This is a genomic window from Streptomyces sp. NPDC085944, assembly GCF_040686295.1.
Lineage (GTDB): Bacteria > Actinomycetota > Actinomycetes > Streptomycetales > Streptomycetaceae > Streptomyces > Streptomyces salinarius.
Genome location: NZ_JBFBJX010000032.1, coordinates 1 through 16,269, shown reverse-complemented (window position 1 = coordinate 16,269; position 16,269 = coordinate 1). Strand labels below are relative to the sequence as shown.

At 72.7% G+C, this 16,269-nt stretch carries 10 protein-coding genes and 3 pseudogenes; 3 read left to right on the top strand and 10 right to left on the bottom strand.

Features of this window, described 5'->3' with window-relative positions; translation table 11 throughout:
* Positions 1–258 precede the first annotated feature (258 nt).
* Entirely contained in the window at positions 259–3,903 is a 3,645-nt protein-coding gene (gene putP / locus AB0P07_RS35125; RefSeq protein WP_365558142.1) for a sodium/proline symporter PutP, read from the bottom strand.
* A 183-nt stretch (positions 3,904–4,086) separates the two neighbouring features.
* Positions 4,087–4,389: pseudogene (locus AB0P07_RS35120) on the bottom strand (hypothetical protein); the annotation flags it as partial.
* Here AB0P07_RS35120 and AB0P07_RS35115 point away from each other — a divergent pair.
* Positions 4,346–4,783 (top strand): annotated as a pseudogene (locus AB0P07_RS35115) (SDR family oxidoreductase); the annotation flags it as partial. The pseudogenes AB0P07_RS35120 and AB0P07_RS35115 overlap by 44 nt on opposite strands.
* A 72-nt stretch (positions 4,784–4,855) precedes the next feature.
* Here AB0P07_RS35115 and AB0P07_RS35110 read toward each other — a convergent pair.
* Positions 4,856–6,187 carry a peptidase gene (locus tag AB0P07_RS35110; protein WP_365558091.1) on the bottom strand — a complete coding sequence of 444 codons (1,332 nt, stop codon included), beginning with the start codon at positions 6,185–6,187 and terminating at the stop codon, positions 4,856–4,858.
* A 359-nt stretch (positions 6,188–6,546) separates the two neighbouring features.
* Here AB0P07_RS35110 and AB0P07_RS35105 point away from each other — a divergent pair, with 359 nt between their 5' ends.
* The gene (locus AB0P07_RS35105) at positions 6,547–8,133 is read left to right on the top strand and encodes a PH domain-containing protein (protein ID WP_365558089.1); all 1,587 of its coding nucleotides are present in this window, start codon (positions 6,547–6,549) and stop codon (positions 8,131–8,133) included.
* 106 nt (positions 8,134–8,239) lie between these two features.
* Complete coding sequence (locus tag AB0P07_RS35100; protein ID WP_365558139.1) at positions 8,240–9,016, top strand: polysaccharide deacetylase family protein; 777 nt, start codon at positions 8,240–8,242, stop codon at positions 9,014–9,016.
* Positions 9,017–9,029: 13 nt separating this feature from the next.
* Here AB0P07_RS35100 and AB0P07_RS35095 read toward each other — a convergent pair whose 3' ends face one another.
* The 7 genes and pseudogenes from AB0P07_RS35095 to AB0P07_RS35065 form a co-directional block, all read right to left on the bottom strand.
* The gene (locus AB0P07_RS35095; RefSeq protein ID WP_365558086.1) at positions 9,030–10,226 is read right to left on the bottom strand and encodes an FAD-dependent oxidoreductase; all 1,197 of its coding nucleotides are present in this window, start codon (positions 10,224–10,226) and stop codon (positions 9,030–9,032) included.
* Between the two features lie 157 nt (positions 10,227–10,383).
* Complete coding sequence (gene sigJ, locus AB0P07_RS35090) at positions 10,384–11,328, bottom strand: RNA polymerase sigma factor SigJ (RefSeq protein WP_365558083.1); 945 nt, start codon at positions 11,326–11,328, stop codon at positions 10,384–10,386.
* A gap of 60 nt (positions 11,329–11,388) precedes the next feature.
* Positions 11,389–12,066: a potassium-transporting ATPase subunit C gene (locus AB0P07_RS35085; protein WP_365558080.1), complete on the bottom strand. Its 678-nt coding sequence runs from the start codon at positions 12,064–12,066 to the stop codon at positions 11,389–11,391.
* A 5-nt stretch (positions 12,067–12,071) separates the two neighbouring features.
* Positions 12,072–14,102 carry a potassium-transporting ATPase subunit KdpB gene (gene kdpB, locus AB0P07_RS35080; protein ID WP_365558078.1) on the bottom strand — a complete coding sequence of 677 codons (2,031 nt, stop codon included), beginning with the start codon at positions 14,100–14,102 and terminating at the stop codon, positions 12,072–12,074.
* Positions 14,099–15,760, bottom strand: a complete 1,662-nt coding sequence (gene kdpA, locus AB0P07_RS35075; protein ID WP_365558074.1) for a potassium-transporting ATPase subunit KdpA — start codon at positions 15,758–15,760, stop codon at positions 14,099–14,101. The genes kdpB and kdpA overlap by 4 nt, the downstream gene beginning before the upstream one ends.
* 7 nt (positions 15,761–15,767) lie before the next feature.
* Positions 15,768–15,857, bottom strand: coding sequence for a K(+)-transporting ATPase subunit F (kdpF, locus tag AB0P07_RS35070; RefSeq protein WP_365558072.1), 90 nt, complete (start codon positions 15,855–15,857; stop codon positions 15,768–15,770).
* A gap of 268 nt (positions 15,858–16,125) precedes the next feature.
* A pseudogene (locus AB0P07_RS35065) lies at positions 16,126–16,269 on the bottom strand (ABC transporter permease); the annotation flags it as partial.

Below are 16,269 nucleotides of genomic sequence, written 5' to 3'. Positions count from 1 at the left end.
TGGAGCGGGCCTTCAAGCCCGCTCCGTCCAGGCTGGTTCAGCATGTCGGAGGGGTGGTGCGCGCCGCGAGGGGGTGATCGCCCGGCTCGGGGGTGGGGACAGCCCCCTGCCGGGTGCTTGCCCTTGTCCGACGAGAGGGGCGGGGTGGGGGAGCGGTACGAGCTGTGACCCGGCAGAGCCACTGCGCGATCCTCGGCAGGAACGGGAGGACCGTATGAGCGGTGCGGCGCGCACGGGGCGCGGTGGGGCCCGGGGACCTCACGAACGAGACGGCGTGCTCGGGTCGGTCCCGGTGCCGGCGCCGGCGTCCGGCCGGTCCCCCGGGGCGGGCGTCCCGGCGGGGGTGACCTGCTCGGTCCAGATCGTCTTGCCGGTCGCCGTGTAGCGCGTACCCCAGCGCTGGGCGAGATGGGAGACGATCAGCAGCCCCCGGCCGCCTTCGTCGGTGGTCCGGGCATGGCGCAGCCGCGGGGAGGTACTGCTGGAGTCCGAGACCTCGCAGATCAGTCCGCGGTCCAGGATCAGGCGGAGCAGGACGGGGCCGGACGCGTGACGGATGGCGTTGGTGACCAGTTCGCTGACGATGAGCTCGGTGGTGAAGGCCAGCGCGTCCAGGCCCCACTCGGCCAGCCTCCCTTCGGCGAGGTCACGGGCCTGCGCCACGGCGGCCGGGTCCCTGGGCAGGTCCCAGGACGCGACCCGGTCGGGACTCAGGGCCCTGGTCCGGGCGAGCAGCAGCGCCGAGTCGTCGGGCGGTGGCTCCGCGAGCAGGGTGTCGACCGCGCGGCGGCCCGCCTCCTCCAGCGTCTGTCCGCCCCGCGCCAGGGCGGTACCGAGGAGGGAGAGCCCCACATCGATGTCCCGGTCGCGCCTCTCGACGAGGCCGTCGGTGCACAGGGCGATGAGGCTGCCCACGGGCAGCTCCAGCTCGACGGACTCGAAGGGGAGGTACCCCAGCCCGAGGGGCGGTCCGGCGGGCAGGTCCAGAAGATCGGTCCGTCCGTCCGGACGGACGACGAGGGGCGGGAGGTGGCCGGCCCGGGCCAGCGTGCAGCACCTGCTGACCGGGTCGTACACGGCGTACAGGCAGGTGGCTCCCAGGAACGCCTCTCCCACCGTCCCGCCACCGTCCTGCTCCCGCTCGGCGCCGTCGTCTCCCCCGATGAGGCCGATGACCAGGTCGTCCAGGTGGGCCAGCACCTCGTCCGGGGCGAGGTCCAGGTTGGCGAGCGTGCGGACCGCGGTGCGCAGGCGCCCCATGGCGATCGCCGCGTTCATGCCGTGGCCGACGACGTCACCGATGACGAGCGCGACCCGGGCCCCGGAGAGCGGGATGGCGTCGAACCAGTCGCCGCCCACACCGCTGGGCGCGTCCGCCGGGAGGTACCAGGACGTGACATCCAGGGCCGACCCGCCCGTCAGCCTGTTCGGGAGCAGGGAGCTCTGCATGGAACGGGCCGCGGTGCGCTCCCGGTGGTAGCGGCGCGCGTTGTCGATGCTCACCCCCGCGCGGGCGACGAGTTCCTCGGCGAGGCGCACGTCGTCCTCCTCGAAGGCCCACGCCGCACGGGACCGGGCGAACGTCGCGACGCCCAGGGTGACGCCGCGGGCCCGCACGGGCACCACCATCAGCGAGCGGAGGCCGAACGCCAGGACGGAGTCGCCCAGGGACCGGTCCTCGGTCACCCAGGCGCTGGTGGCGGGGTCCATGACCGGCTCCACCAGGGTCCTGCCCTCCAGCAGGCACCGGGTCACGGGCGCCGAGGGCGCACGCCGTACCGTTTCTCCCACGGCCAGGGTCGCCTCCGGCCAGTCCTCGCGCACCGAGCGCCGTGCCGCGCGACGGAGGACCGGGGTCATGCCCACGGGCCCGGGAGCCGGTTCCTCCCCCCGCATGACCGCGTCCAGCAGGTCGACCGCGACCAGGTCTGCGAGGGACGGCACGGCCACGTCGGCCAGCTCCTGCGCGGTCCGCGTCACGTCCAGGGTGCCGCCGATGCGGGCGCCGGCGTCGTTCAGCAGGGCCAGGCGCTCCTGGGCCCGCCAGCGCTCGGTGACATCGATGATCATGTACCAGACGCCCACCTGCCGGTCCTGGCGGTCCCGCATGGCGAAGAAGGACGCGGAGTAGGCCCGTTCCTGGAGGGGGTCGGTCGGGCCCGGGCCGCGGAACTCGTGGTCCGTCACCGGGCGCCCGGTCTCGAGAACGGTCCGCATGCACTCCTCGAACTCCTCGGCGTTCGCCCGGGGCAGTACCTCCCGCGCCTCCTTCCCCAGCCGCTGCGCGAGCGGGACCATGCGGTCCAGCGGCCGGTTCACCCAGACGTAGCGCAGGTCGGTGTCGAGGACGGCGATGCCCACCGGTACGTGGGTGAGGAAGGGGGCCATCATCAGCTGGTTCACCCCGCCGCCCGGCATCCGCCAGAAGGCGCGTTTCGGCGGGCGGCCGACGAACCTGCCGAAGACCAGTGCGGCGAGGGTGGCGGCCAGCACGCCCGGAACCATCTCGTAGACGTCCGACTCGAGCGGGCCCAGCAGTGGATTGATCCTCTCCCAGAGCAGCACGGTCGCCGCACCCGCCACGATCCCGGCCATGGCGCCCGCCCAGCTCATGCGCGGCCAGTACAGCGAGAGCAGCACGACCGGACCGAAGGCGGCTCCGAAGCCCGCCCACGCGTAGGCGACGATGCTCAGCAGCCCGTCGGCTCTCAGGGCGATCACACAGGCGATCAGGATCACCACGACGACGGCGCCGCGCCCCACCCACACCAACACCCGGTCCGGGGCCCGACGGTTGAACAGGGCGTGGTAGAAGTCCTCCGTGAGCGCGACGGACGACACGAGGAGCTGACTGTCCGCGGTCGACATGATCGCCGCCAGTACGGCGATCAGCATCAGCCCGGCGATCCAGGGGTTGAGCAGGGTCCGGCTCAGGACGATGTACACGGTGTTCGGCTCGGCCAGCGGTGTGCCGAGCCGTGCGATCCCGACGAGTCCGACGAGCGTGGCGGCGCTCAGTACGACGACGACCCACAGCGTGCCGATCCGGCGGGCCGCGGGGATGGCACGGACGCTGCGGATGCCCATGAAGCGGGCCAGGATGTGCGGCTGGCCGAAGTAGCCCAGTCCCCAGGCGAGCAGCGAGACGACGGCGACGGCGCCGAGCGGCCCGCCTGCCGACCACCGGCCGTCCGTGTAGTGGACGTCGGTCCCCAGTTCGAGCAGCCCCGGTGTCCTGCGGGTGAGGGCGTCGCCGAGTTCTCCGAAGCCGCCGAGGGCCACGACACCGGTCAGCGAGAGCACCACCAGGGCCAGCAGCATCAGCGTGCCCTGCAGGACGTGCGTGTGGCTCACGGCGAGGAAGCCGCCCAGACACGAGTAGATGACGATCAACAGGGCGGTCAGGGACACTCCGAGCCCGAAGGGGAGGTCGAACACGTTGTCGACGAGCAGGCCGCCGGCCACCAGCCCACTGGCGACGTACACCGTGAAGAAGACCAGGGTGACCGCGGCCGAGGTCGTCCGGAGCGCCCGGGTCCGGTCCTCGAACCGCTCTTCGAGATACGCCGACAGGCTTACGGCGTTCTCGGCGCGCTCGGTGTACGTGCGCAGCCTCGGCGCGACGAAGAGCCAGTTGAGGTAGGTACCGGCCACCAGACCGGCGGCGAGCCAGCCGGCGCCGACTCCGGCCGCGTACACCGCTCCCGGGAGCGAGAGGAACAGCCAGCCGGACATGTCGCTGGCCCCCGCGGACAGGGCGGCGACGGGCGCGCCGAGCCTGCGGCCTCCGAGGGCGAAGTCGGTGAACGTGTGCGTGCGGGCGTAGGCCCAGACGCCCATTCCGATCATGGCGGCCACATACACGAGGAACATGGCCACAATCGGCGCGCTCAAGTCGAACATACGGCCCTCGCCTGCATGGCTCGTAGGCGCCGGCACGACCCGGGCGCACTCGGCAGTGATACACCGCGTGACAAACCTACACATCCAGGACGGCAGAGGCGACCTGGCGAGGTGCCGAACGGCAGGTGTCGCAGGCAGGGCCCGCCACTTCCGCGGCTTCTCCCTCCTGGCTCCGTCCTCGGCCCAGCGCACCAAGGCCGTGTGCACGGCGGCCAGACAGGCGCCGGCCGCCAATCGGGCGCGGAACTCCGCATCGGGATCGGTGACCTCGTCCCCCAGGGCGTCGACGATCGCTTGCTGAAGGGCGTCGTGGCTGTCCAGGTGCCTGGCTCGCAGGGCGGGCGTCGAGATCATCAGCCGGCGGCGGGCGAGCAGGAATGCGTCGTGGCCGCGGCGACGAGCGCACTGCTGATACGGCGGACCAGAGGCTGCGCCGGGGGAGTTCGACCACCTCTTCGCGGTCGACGTGCGAGCGCCGTACTTCATCGTCCGACGCGCGCTGGACCTGCTCCCCGACGGTGGCCGCGTCATCACGGTCTCGTCCGTGGCGACCCGGATGGCCAACCCCTCCCAGACCTCCTTCGCCATGACGAAGGGAGCGGTCGAGACCATGAGCAGGACACCGGCCAACGAGCTGGGCGTACGGGGGATCACGGTGAACGCGGTTGCTCCCGGCGCCACCCGGACCGCGACCAACGGGGCGTCCTTCGCAGCACCGGGCCTGGCGGAACTCATCGCCGGCACGACGGCGCTCGACCGGCTGGGCAGGCCCGAGGACGTCGCCGACGTGGTCGCGTTCCTCGCCTCCGACGCGGCGCGCTGGATCACCGGGCAGGTCATCGACGCGAGCGGCGGCCTGTTCCTCGGACCGCGCGTCTGACCGCGGGACGAAGGGGCGCGGCCGACGCCCCCCCTTGCGCGAGGGGGGCGACGGCCGGTGGTGTCGGGGCGGTCAGGACTCGGTGGTCGTCCTGCGGCGGCGGGCGACGAGGACCGCGCCCGCGCCGAGGACGAGCGCCGCGCCGCCCGCGAGGCCGACCTTCGGCAGGGCGTCGCCGGAACCCGTGTGGGCCAACGAGCCGCCGCCACTGCCGCCGGACGTGTTCACCGCAGTGGTGGACGCACCGCCCTGCTCGGTGGTGCGGTCGCCGGACTCGTCCTTGGTGCCGTCGTCCTTGCCCGGGGTGTCACCGCCGTCGTCGGACTTGGCCAGGATCTGGAACTCGTGGTGGTCGAGGTCCGGGTAACCGCCGCAGGAGCCGTCCTCGTTGACGTAGTCGGCGGTGACGAACGCGGCGCCCTGGCCCGCCGGGATGTCCGGGTCGACCTTCAGCCGCAGCTTGACGTCGACGGAGGCCTTCGCCCTGAGGGAGCCCAGCGAGGTCGCGTCGATCAGGTCGGCGTCGCGCCAGGTCGGGTTCGCGGCGGTGGACCACTCCAGGTCCAGGTAGGAGTTGAGCTCCTTGAGGCCCTTGACGTCGAAGGCGTGGACGCCCACGTACGGGTACACCGCGTCCATCGTCTCGCCGGTGCCGTTGGTGACGCGGAGGGTGAAGGACTCCGTGGTGCCGCCGACGACCTTGTCCGGCAGGCCGGTGACGACGGCGGTGAGCCCGGGCTCGGGGACGCAGTCGGCGACCGGCTCCTCTCCGTCCTCACCGTTCTCCCCGTCTTCCTCTCCCTCTTCGGCGGCGGCCTTGGCGTCCGCGAGGGCCTTCTCGGCGTCGGTCAGCTTCGCCTTGGCCTCCTTCTTCGCCTTCTGGAGCAGGCCGATCTTCCGCGCCTGCTCCACGCGGGCGTCGTCGTAGGCGGTGCTCGCCCCGGTGGCCTTGGCGTCGGCGGCGGTCTTGGCGTCCGCGGCCTCCTCGGCGGCCTTCTCGGCCTCGTCCAGCGCCGTCTGCGCGGCGGCCTTGTCCTCGTCGGTGGCGGCGGCTTCCAGCTTGGCCCGGGCGTCCACGACGGCCTGGTCGGCCTCGGTCTTGGCCCGGGCGGCGGCCGCGGCGGCCTGCTCGGTCTCGATGACCGCGGCCTTGGCCGGGTAGGTGTCCGCCGCCATGTCCTCGGTGAGGAACCTGATGGCGTCGTTCACCGCGACGACGGCGGCGTCGTACTCCTTCTGCGCGCGGTCGACGGCCTGCTCGAGCTCTTCGATCGTCGGCTTCGCCTCCTGCGTCTGCTGCGCGGCGGGCTTCTCGCCGGCGAAGGCCGGGGCGGCTGACAGGAGGGCGACCGGGGAGATCACGGCGGCGGCGACGGCGGTTGCGAGAACACGGCGAATCTTCACATGGACCCCTGATCGGGTGGCGAAAGGTGTGAGGGGCGCCGTGCCTGCGGAGTGCTCACGCGGGACGACACCCACGCGATCGTATGACCTGCCTGATCACCGACCCAGGTGACTTTTCGCGGCCGTACCGGAAAAGGCGCGGCGGCGCGCGGACAAGTCGCGCACAAGGGCACAGTTGCCCGCGTAGGCCGCACTTTTTGTGTGACGCATGTCATCAGCCGGGGGTCGCCGGGGCCGCCTCCCCGGCCGGCCCGGCCCTCACGCCCCGCCCTCCCACCGGCCCCCGGCAGCCTCGCGGGCCGGAAGACTGCCGGGTGCCGTACAGGCGGCCGCGGTGCGGGCGGTGGCACGCTGCGCACATGACCGAGGGCGAGGAAGTGATCTGCCGCCCCCTGCACGCGCAGGCCCTGTGGGTCTTCGTCGGACTGGGCGCGGCCGGGGCCGTGGTGGCGGCGGGTCGCCTGCTGTACTCGGGCCAGTGGGCGGACTGGTGGGTGGGCGGCGGGCTGTCGGCCGCTCTGCTGGGGATCGCGTCCCTCCACGGGATCACCCTTCGGGTGAGCGCGGACGCGTACGGCGTGCACTGCGGCTCACGGTTGCGCCGCCGCCGGAGCGTGCCGTGGCACGACGTCGCCGATCTGCGCGTCCACATCCAGTACGGGCGGTACGGGGAGCAGTACTTGCGCGTCGACATGCTGTTGCGCGACGGCCGGAGGCGGCGGCTGCCCCTGCCGGTGTCCGGATCCGGGACGGACCGGCCGGACTTCGACGCGACACTGGACGCGCTGCAAACGCTGCACCGTCGTTACGGGGAACCGGAGTCGGACCACCTCGCCGTCATCTCGCGACGCACCGCCGGGCGCGGGGTCGCCGTGCCGCTGGTCCTGTGCGTGCTGCTGCTCGCGGGGGCGGGGTCGGCCGCGTGGCTGGTGCCGGTCGTCGGGGCGACGAAGGAGGCGTGGACGTCGGCCGTCCCGTGTGCCGCCGGGACGCCGTCCGCCGAGCGCGGCGAGTGCCTGACCACGCTGGACGCCGTGATCGAACGGACCGAGGTGGGGAGGGGGAAGCAGGCCAGTCGGCTGTACTTCGCCGGTGACCGGCCCCTGGACCGGCTCACCGTCTCGCAGGAGGGAGCGAAGGGGTTCCGGGCCGGTGACCACGTCGAACTCACCTTGTGGCGGAGCCAGGTGAGGGTGGTCGCCGGGGAACACCACGTCTGGCGGGAGCACTTCACCAGCGCCGAGTCGGTGGCCGTCGTCGCGGCCCTGCTCGCCCTCGGCGCCGGCTGGCCGGGCGCCCGGCTGCTGGTGCACCGGCGCGGGCGTCGGCTCGCCGACGACGAGGTGCTGCCGTCGGTGCTGCCGTTTCTGGGCGTCCTGGCCGCCACGGCCCTGTGGCTGGTGCCGCTCTGCTACCTCCACCCGACGGGGCCGCCGGCCTGCGCCGGCCCCCTCGCGTGGGCGGCCGCGGGGACGGCCGGCACCTCGGGCCTGCTCGTCCTGGCCTGGCGCGCGACCCGCGTCCGGGCGCCCTCCCCGGCCGCGTCCTGCGAGGCGGAGCCCCAGGAGTCGGCCGGCGAGGACGTGTTCCTCGCCGCGCGCTTCCTGGAGAGCACCGACTACAACCCGAACGGGTTCGGCACCCACATCGTGCTCGGCGACGGTCCGCCCGCGGTCGTACCCCACCCCGGCCCGGGGCGGTTCGCGGCGCGGCCGATCCCGGTGCGGCGGCTCACCGTCGAGCGCGTACGGCGCCCGCGCGGCGGCGACGGCGACACCGTCCCCCGCGGCTGGCACGTCGCCGAACTCGACGACGCGGGCGCCCCGGTCCGCCTCGCGGCAGCCCCCGGCGACCTGCGCCGCGTCCTTCGCGCACTGGACGCCGCGCGGGCGTCCGCACCGGCCACGCGTCCTGTCGTCCACGAACCTCCCCGGAATTGTCCGTGATCGGTAACGGACGGATCCCGCGGCCGTTTTCTCCCGTCCTGCCATGTGGTCCCCGTCGTGGTCGGGGACCGGCGGCGAGGAACTACGCGAAGGCGGGGCGGCGGACATGGCGCGGCACGGTGGCGGACGGGGCTGGTACGGCAAGGTGGTCGGGGCGGCGCTCGGGGTGACGGTGCTCGCCGTCGGCGCCTCGGTGTGGACCGCGCAGGCCCAGTCCGTCGACGCCGGTGCGGCGCCGAAGGCGGCCGCGTCGGCCGCACCGGGCCAGCACGCCGAGCCGGTCGACATCGGCATCGCGCACGCCTCGGACGCGGGGCCGCACGGCGTCAACATCACCGTCGACGACGGCCCCGACCCCACGTGGACGCCCCAGGTACTGGACCTGCTCGACCAGTACGGGGTGAAGGCCACCTTCTGCATGACGGGCCTTCAGGCCCAGGCCCATCCGGACCTCGTGCGGGACGTCGTCGCGGCCGGGCACCGGCTTTGCGACCACTCGGTGTCGCACGACACCACGATGGACAAGAAGTCCGAGGCCTACCAGTCCAAAGAGATCCTCGACGCCGAGCGCATGATCACGCAGGCGTCCGGCGGCGTGCGGCCGATGTACTACCGGGCGCCCGGCGGCGCCTTCACCCCCTACAGCCGCAGGCTCGCCGCGTCCCGGGGCATGCGTCCGCTGGGCTGGAACGTGGACACCAAGGACTTCGAGCGGCCGGGCACGGACGCCATCGTCGCCACCGTCCGGCGGGAGCTGCCGAACGGGCCGACGATCCTCTTCCACGACGCCGGAGGCGACCGCACCCAGACCGTCGAAGCGCTGCGGCGCGTCCTGCCCCGGCTCCAGGAGCAGGGGTACGACTTCGGGTTCCCGGTGCGCTGAGCGCGGCCGTCGCTCAGACTGCCGGGGCCGGCTCCGGGGTCGCGGGTGCGACCGGACGGCGGCGGGTCGGGACGCCGAGGGTCGGGTTGGCCACGCCCCACGCCGCCGACTTGCAGACGATTTCCTTGTAGAGGGCGGCGAACCGCCCGGTCAGGGCCGCGCGCACGGCACGGTCGTCGGCGGTGACGTACTGGATCAGGCCCTGCCTGCGGCCCAGGGAGATGCACTGGTTGAAGTAGCGCGGCGTCGTCTGCGGGAGCTTCCGGCCGGTCAGTCGGGCCGCGACGGCGTCGGCGGCCTGCCAGGCGCTGGGGACGCCCGAGGCGCACGACATCCGCAGGGGCTTGCCGCCGGGGCCTGCCGCCAGGGCCGCGTCGCCGACGGCGTACACGTCCGGGTGGGACACCGAGCGCATGGTCCCGTCGACCACGATCCGGCCCGAGTCGGTGACCTCCAGCGCGGTGGCCTTGGCCAGGGGGTGGACGGCGAAGCCGGTGGTCCACACCGTGACCTCGGCCGGGACGCGCGTCCCGTCGGCCGTGACGACGTGGTCCGCGGCGACCTCGGTGACCCGGGCGTTCTCGTGCGCCGTGACGCCCAGGGCCCCGAAGACCTTGCGCAGGTGACGGCGGCCCCTCGGGGAGAGCCAGTCGCCGAGCCCGGCACTGGCGGTGAGCGCGACGTCGAGGTCCGGGCGGGCCTCGGCGATCTCGGACGCGGCCTCCAGGCCGGTGAGCCCGCCGCCGACCACCACCACGGGCCGGCCGGCCTCCAGACCGGCGAGGCGGGCGCGCAGCCGGAGGGCTCCCGGGCGGCCGGCGATCTCGTGCGCGTGTTCCGCGGCACCCGGCACGTCCTGGTGGTTCCAGGTACTGCCGAGGGCGTGGACGAGGGTGTCGTAGGCCAGTTCCGCGGGACCGTCGGGGTCGGTGACGGCGACGGTCCTGCGGTCGACGTCGACACCGGTGACCGTCGCGATGCGCAGGTCGACGCCGGTGCCCGCGAACATCTCGTCCAGCGGCCGGGGCGCGAGGTCCTGGCCGACCGCGAGCTGGTGCATCCGGACGCGCTCGACGAAGTGGGGCTCGGCGTTGACGAGGGTGATGGCCGCGTCCTCGCGGCGCAGTCGCCGGGCGAGCCGCCCGGCGGCGACGGCTCCGGCGTATCCGGCGCCCAGGACGACGATGCGGTGTTGCGTGGCGTGCTGCATGACGTGCTCCCTTGTCTCCGGCCGCTGCGGCTCTCCAGCGGGACTCGCCCCTTGAACCGGGCAGCCCGCCGTTTCCTGACAGGAGTGGGAAGTGACGTACGTCACCTGCCGAACCGGACGACGTCCGTCAGAAGGCGGCAGCAGACGTCAGCCGGCGTCAGAAGGCCCGGAACAGGGGTTCTCCGTGGTCGGTCGCCGCCCACCGGCGCGTGGCGCGTTCGAGCTTGTCGGGGTTGACCTGGTTGCGGAAGGCCGCGATCCCCTCGGGCGTGACCTCCAGGCACATGACCCCGACGACCCGGCCGTGCACGACGGCCACCACGGCGGGGTCCCCGTTGGCGAGGGCCGGGTAGATCTCCGCGCTGCCGCCGACCAGGTCGCGCTTGGCCCTGCCGGGCTTGAACAGACCCCGCATGAACGTCGCCACGGCGCGGGCGCCCTCGAAGGCCTTGGCGCGGGCCGGGACCTTGCCGCCTCCGTCGCCGATGGCCACGGCGTCCTGGGTGAGCAGCCGGACCAGCGGTTCGGTCCGGCCGCTGGTGGCCGCCGCGAGGAACTCGTCGACGATCCGCCGGGCCGCGGCCTCGTCGATCTCCGTGCGGGCCCTGCCCTGTGCGACGTGCTTCCGGGCGCGGTGCAGGGTCTGCTGGCTGGCGTCCTCGGTGACGTCGAGGATCTCCGCGATCTCCCGGTGCGTGTACTGGAACGCCTCGCGCAGGACGTACACCGCCCGCTCGCCCGGTGAGAGCCGCTCCAGCAGCGCGAGGACCGCGAAGGAGACCGACTCGCGCTGTTCGGCCGTCTCCGCCGGGCCGAGCATCGGGTCGCCGGCGAACAGCGGCTCGGGCAGCCACTGGCCCACGTAGGTCTCACGCCGTGCGCGGGCCGACGTGAGCTGGTTGAGGCAGAAGTTGGTGAGGACCTTCGTCAGCCAGGCCTCGGGGACCTCGACGCGTTCGACGTCGGCCGCCTGCCAGCGCAGGAAGGTCTCCTGCACGGCGTCCTCGGCCTCGCTCGCGGAGCCGAGGAGGCGGTAGGCGATGGCCTCCAGACGGGGCCTGGAGGCCTCGAACCGCTCGACGTCGCTCACGGTCAGGGGCATGGCCCGGATTGTAGTCGCACCGGTCCCTGCCCCGGGCGCGGCGGGCCACGGGAGCGCGCCTCAGTGACCGTCCGCCCCTCCCTTCAAGGCCTTGAGCGCGATGTTCAGTTCGAGCACGTTGACCCGGGGTTCGCCGATGAAGCCGAGGGTGCGGGGCGTGGTGTGCGTGTCGACGAGCCGTTGGACGCGTGCGACGGGCAGGTCGTTGCGCTCGGCGACCCGGCGCACCTGGAGGTCGGCGTACTCGGGGGAGATGTGCGGGTCCAGGCCGGACCCGGAGGAGGTGACGGCGTCCGCGGGCACGTCCGACGGCTTCACGGGGTGGCCGGGCACGGAGTTGTCCTCGACGACGGCCGCCTTGGCCTCCTTCACCCACCGCACGAGCTCCGCGTTGTCGGCGGAGCGGTTGGTGGCGCCGGACAGGACGAGGGCGTACCGGGTGTTGACGGTGTTGGTGCCCAGACCGTTCTGAGGACGCCCCTGGAACCACCTCAGGTCCGGCTCCGGCGTCTCCTGTCCGTCCTTGAGCGGCAGGTCGTACGCCTGGCCGATGAGCGACGAGCCGACGACCCCGCCGCCCGCCGTGACCTCCGACCCGTTCGCCTTGCCGGGGAACAGCCCCTGCGCGACGCCCGTGACGACGAGCGGGTAGACGATGCCGGTGACCACGGTCAGGACGAGCAGGGCGCGCAGGCCCGCCCCGAGCAGCCGGGCGGCGTTGGTGAGGGAAGTGTTCATGTCGGTCAGCCGATCCCGGGGACGAGCGAGACGATCAGGTCGATGAGCTTGATGCCGAGGAACGGGGCGATCAGACCGCCCAGTCCGTAGACGGCGAGGTTGCGGCGCAGCAGCCGGTCGGCGCTCATGGGCCGGTACCGCACTCCTCTGAGCGCGAGCGGGACCAGCACGACGATGACGAGCGCGTTGAAGATCACCGCGGACAGGATCGCGGAGGACGGGGAGGACAGCCCCATGATGTTGAGCCTGTCCAGGCCCGGGTGGGCGGCCGCGAAGAGCGCCGGGATGATCGCGAAGTACTTGGCGACGTCGTTGGCGATGGAGAACGTCGTGAGCGCCCCACGGGTGATCAGCAACTGCTTGCCGATCTCGACGATCTCGATGAGCTTGGTCGGGTCGGAGTCGAGGTCGACCATGTTGCCGGCCTCCTTGGCGGCCGACGTGCCGGTGTTCATCGCCACGCCGACGTCCGCCTGGGCCAGCGCCGGGGCGTCGTTGGTGCCGTCGCCGGTCATCGCGACCAGCTTGCCGCCGGCCTGCTCCCGCTTGATGAGCGCCATCTTGTCCTCGGGCGTGGCCTCCGCGAGGAAGTCGTCGACGCCCGCCTCGTCGGCGATCGCCTTGGCCGTCAACGGGTTGTCACCCGTGATCATGACGGTCCTGATGCCCATGCGGCGCAGCTCCTCGAACCGCTCCCGCATGCCGTGCTTGACGACGTCCTTGAGATGGATCACGCCGAGGACCCGGGCACCGCGCCCGTCCTCCACCGCGACCAGCAGCGGCGTGCCGCCGGCCTCGGAGATGCCCCGGACGGCCGCCTCCGCGTCCCCGGCGACCGTGCCGCCCCGCTCCTCGACCCAGGCGACGACGGAACCGGCCGCGCCCTTGCGGACCTTGCGGCCCTCGACGTCCACGCCGGACATCCGGGTCTGCGCGGTGAACGCGACCCACTCGGCGCCGACGAGTTCGCCCTGGTGCCGTTCGCGCAGGCCGTACTTCTCCTTGGCGAGGACGACGACCGAGCGGCCCTCGGGTGTCTCGTCGGCGAGCGAGGAGAGCTGGGCGGCGTCGGCGACCTCGGCCTCGGTGGTGCCGCGCACCGGCACGAACGCGGCCGCCTGCCGGTTGCCCAGCGTGATCGTGCCGGTCTTGTCGAGCAGCAGCGTGGAGACGTCGCCGGCGGCCTCGACGGCGCGGCCCGACCTGGCCAGTACGTTGCGCTGCACCAGGCGGTCCATGCCGGCGATGCCGATCGCGGAGAGCAGGGCGCCGATCGTGGTCGGGATGAGGCAGACCAGCAGGGCCACCAGCACGACCATGCCCAGGCGGACGCCGGCGTGGTCGGCGAACGACGGCAGGGTGGCGCAGGCCAGCAGGAAGACGACGGACAGCGAGGCCAGCAGGATGTTCAGCGCGATCTCGTTCGGCGTCTTCTGCCGTGCCGCCCCCTCGACCAGGCCGATCATCCGGTCGATGAAGGTCTCGCCCGGCCTGGTGGTGATCCGGACGACGATGCGGTCGGAGAGCACCTTGGTCCCGCCGGTGACGGCGCTGCGGTCGCCGCCGGACTCGCGGATGACGGGCGCCGACTCCCCGGTGATCGCCGACTCGTCGACCGAGGCGACGCCCTCGACGACGTCGCCGTCGCCCGGGATGACGTCCCCGGCCTCGCAGACCACCAGGTCGCCCACGGTGAGGTCGGTGCCCGGGACCGTGGTGCCGTCGACGCGGCGGGCGACCGTGTCGGTCCTGGCCCGGCGCAGGGTGTCGGCCTGGGCCTTGCCGCGGCCCTCGGCGACCGCCTCCGCCAGGTTGGCGAAGAGCACGGTCAGCCAGAGCCAGGCGCTGATCGCCCAGCCGAACCCGTCACCGGGGTCGGTCACGCAGAAGGCCGTGGTCAGCACGGAGCCGACGAGGACGACGAACATGACGGGCGACTTCACCATCACCCGCGGGTCGAGCTTGCGCAACGCGTCGGGCAGCGACGCGAGCAGCTGCTTCGGGTCGAAGAGGGTGTTCCGTGTCTCGGTGCTCATGCCAGCCCCTCGGCGAGCGGGCCCAGGGCGAGGGCCGGGAAGTAGGTCAGGCCGGTGATGATCAGGACGGCACCCACCAGCAGGCCGCTGAACAGCGGCTTCTCGGTTCGCAGGGTGCCCGCGGTGGCCGGTACCGGCTGCTGCCCGGCGAGCGAGCCCGCGAGGGCCAGGACGAACACCATCGGCAGGAACCGGCCGAGCAGCATGGCGAGGCCGAGGGTGGTGTTGAACCACTGGGTGTCGGCGTTCAGGCCCGCGAAGGCCGAGCCGTTGTTGTTGGCTGCGGAGGTGTAGGCGTACAGGATCTCGGAGAAGCCGTGCGCCCCGCTGTTGGTCATCGAGTCGCCCGGGGTGGGCAGGGCCATCGCCGCGGCGGTGAGGACCAGCACCAGGGCCGGGGTGATCAGGATGTAGCAGGCGGCGTACTTGATCTCGCGGGTGCCGATCTTCCGGCCCAGGTACTCGGGCGTACGGCCGACCATCAGTCCGGCGACGAAGACGGCGACGACCGCCATGACCAGCATGCCGTAGAGCCCGGACCCGACCCCGCCGGGCGCGATCTCGCCCAGCATCATGCCGAGCATGGTGATGCCGCCGCCGAGTCCGGTGTAGGAGGAGTGGAAGGAGTCCACGGCACCGGTGGAGGTCAGGGTGGTCGACACCGCGAAGAGCGACGAGCCGCCGATGCCGAAGCGGAGCTCCTTGCCCTCCGTCGCGCCCCCGGCCGCCTGCAACGCGGGGCCGTGGTGGGCGAACTCGGTCCACATCATCAGGGCGACGAAGGAGACCCAGATGGCCGCCATCGCGCCGAGGATCGCGTAGCCCTGGCGCACCGAGCCGGTCATGACGCCGAAGGTCCGGGTCAGGGAGACCGGGATGAGCAGGAGCAGGAAGATCTCGAACAGGTTGGTGAACGGCGTCGGGTTCTCGAAGGGGTGGGCGGAGTTGGCGTTGAAGTAGCCGCCGCCGTTGGTGCCCAGCTCCTTGATGACCTCCTGCGAGGCGACCGCTCCCCCGTTCCACTGCTGCGGGCCGCCCAAGAACTGTCCGACCTCGTGGATGCCGGAGAAGTTCTGGACGACCCCGCAGGCCACCAGGATCACCGCGCCGACGACCGCGAGGGGCACCAGGACGCGGACGACACCGCGGACCAGGTCGGTCCAGAAGTTGCCGAGTTCACCCGTGCGGGACCGCGCGAAGCCTCGCACGAGGGCGACGGCCACGGCGATGCCGACGGCCGCCGAGACGAAGTTCTGCACGGCCAGACCGGCGGTCTGCACGACGTGGCCCATGGCCTGCTCGCCGGAGTAGGACTGCCAGTTGGTGTTGGACACGAAGGACGCGGCGGTGTTGAACGCCTGGTCCGGGTCGATGGAGGCGAAGCCGAGCGAGCCGGGCAGGACGCCCTGGAGCCGCTGGAGCAGGTAGAGGAAGAGGACACCGGCGAGGGAGAAGGCGAGGACGCCGCGCAGGTAGGCGGGCCAGCGCATCCCGGTGTCCGGGTCGGCACCGATGCCCTGGTAGATCCATTTCTCGACCCGCAGGTGCCGGGGCGAGGAGTAGACCCTGGCCAGGTAGGTGCCGAGGGGTATGTGGGCGAGGGCCAGCGCGGCGACGAGCGCGAGCAGCTGGAGCACGCCGGAGAGGACGGGGCTCATGCGGCGCTCAGAACCTCTCCGGGTGGATCAGGGCGAGGACGAGGTAGCCGAGCAGGGCGACGGCCACGACCAGGCCGATGATGTTCTCGGCGGTCACAGCTTCGTCACCCCCTTGGCGACGAGGGCCACGAGCGCGAACACCGCGAGCGTGGTGACGACGAAGGCCACGTCGGCCATCGCGAGCTCCTAGTGAGGTGCGGAGGAGAAGCTGACAGGGAGATGAGAGCCCCCTTCCGACCGTTTTCGGCCGCCGTTGATGGCTTCCATACGGCGGCGTGCTCGCCCTTGACACCTCTCTGACGACGTACGGCGCCACCCGACGGGGTGTCGGGCGGCGCCGCAGGGTGGTGCTGCCGCGGCCCGCGTTACTTCGCGCCGCGGTTGAAGACCGACTTCGACCAGACGTAGCCGAGCGCGGTCAGGGCGAGGCACCAGCCGAGGGCGAGCCAGCCGTTGTGGCCGATTCCGGTGCCGAGGAGCAGGCCGCGCAGGGTCTCGATGGCCGGTGT

Coding starts and splice junctions, on each gene's coding strand:
- putP (WP_365558142.1), bottom strand. CDS start 3,903: ATGTTCGACTTGAGCGCGCCGATTGTGGCCATGTTCCTCGTGTATGTG.
- AB0P07_RS35105 (WP_365558089.1), top strand. CDS start 6,547: ATGACCGAGGGCGAGGAAGTGATCTGCCGCCCCCTGCACGCGCAGGCC.
- AB0P07_RS35100 (WP_365558139.1), top strand. CDS start 8,240: ATGGCGCGGCACGGTGGCGGACGGGGCTGGTACGGCAAGGTGGTCGGG.
- AB0P07_RS35095 (WP_365558086.1), bottom strand. CDS start 10,226: ATGCAGCACGCCACGCAACACCGCATCGTCGTCCTGGGCGCCGGATAC.
- sigJ (WP_365558083.1), bottom strand. CDS start 11,328: ATGCCCCTGACCGTGAGCGACGTCGAGCGGTTCGAGGCCTCCAGGCCC.
- AB0P07_RS35085 (WP_365558080.1), bottom strand. CDS start 12,066: ATGAACACTTCCCTCACCAACGCCGCCCGGCTGCTCGGGGCGGGCCTG.
- kdpB (WP_365558078.1), bottom strand. CDS start 14,102: ATGAGCACCGAGACACGGAACACCCTCTTCGACCCGAAGCAGCTGCTC.
- kdpA (WP_365558074.1), bottom strand. CDS start 15,760: ATGAGCCCCGTCCTCTCCGGCGTGCTCCAGCTGCTCGCGCTCGTCGCC.